The organism is Nonomuraea cavernae, assembly GCF_040655715.1.
GTDB classification, from domain to species: domain Bacteria; phylum Actinomycetota; class Actinomycetes; order Streptosporangiales; family Streptosporangiaceae; genus Nonomuraea; species Nonomuraea cavernae_A.
Genome location: NZ_JBFAKL010000085.1, coordinates 1 through 1040 on the forward strand (window position 1 = coordinate 1; position 1040 = coordinate 1040).

Annotated in this window: 1 protein-coding gene; it reads right to left on the minus strand. The window is 66.6% G+C overall.

The window, feature by feature from the left end; translation table 11 throughout:
- Positions 1–847 (minus strand): transposase (locus AB0I38_RS40335; protein ID WP_358496238.1); only part of this gene is annotated, 847 nt, incomplete at its 3' end.
- Positions 848–1040: the final 193 nt, after the last annotated feature.

The window sequence follows — 1040 nt, forward strand, 5'->3', positions numbered from 1 at the left end:
CCCAGGCGGCAGCCCGCTCATCCAGGTGCGTCAGTTCGGCCACGCCGGCGTGTTCGTGCGCCTCGCCGTCCTGGCGGATGGCGGCCTGCCACGCCCTGTCCGGCAGCTTGGCGATCGCGGCCTCGTCGGCCTCGGTGATCTTCCAGCCGACGGTGAAGCGGACCGTGCGCCGGGTGGTGTTCAAACTCTTCATGTGCTCGACCAGGTCGTGAGTGGCGCCCGCGCCGTCGATCCGGATCCAGATCTTGGCCCGGAAGGATTCAGGGATCTGCCTGATGGCCTCACTCAGCACCCGCACGTGATCGACGATGGTGTTGGAGCCGGCCGACCCGGTGCGCAGCAGCATCGCCAGGCACTCCTGGGTCTGGGCGCACCAGGCCGCCAGCGGATGAAAGCCCCAGCCCTTCTTGAACGTCGCCGAGGCGCCCTGTTTGTTCGAATGCGCGGTGATCAGCGTGGCGTCCAGGTCGATCACCACCCACCCGGTCAATGTCTTGCCGGCCACTACCAGCCAGGGGAACCCCGTCTCGGTGGCGGCGATCAGATCCCACACATGTCCGCGCAACCGCGCCCGGGCGCGGGCGATCTTGGCCTGTACCTGCTCGGAGGCGCCGATCGGCTCCAGTACCCGGCGCACGGTCGAGTCCGATGCGGGCTTGCCGAACACGCCGTCCTGGTGAGCCAGCAGGGCGATCTGCCGCATGCTGGTCGCTCCCAGCGCGATCGCCACCGCGAGTTGGACGAGCACCACGCCCCGGTCCCACACCACAGATCCGCCCAGCCGGGCGAACACACCGCCCAGCGCCCCTGTTAACCCCGTCTGATCAGCGCATTTACGCAGGAGCACAGCTCCCGCGTGTCCGACAAGCCCCTTGCCGTCCCCTCGTACAGACAAGCGGCGGTCCCATGCCGTAGCGTTCACCCGAAAGGTGCATCCGTTCTCTGCGATCTCGTGATCTAGGCAATCCGATCATCGCAGGTCGGAGGCACCTTTCTCTATTAACGATCTTCAGGACGAAATTCCGGCTGAATAGCCGAGG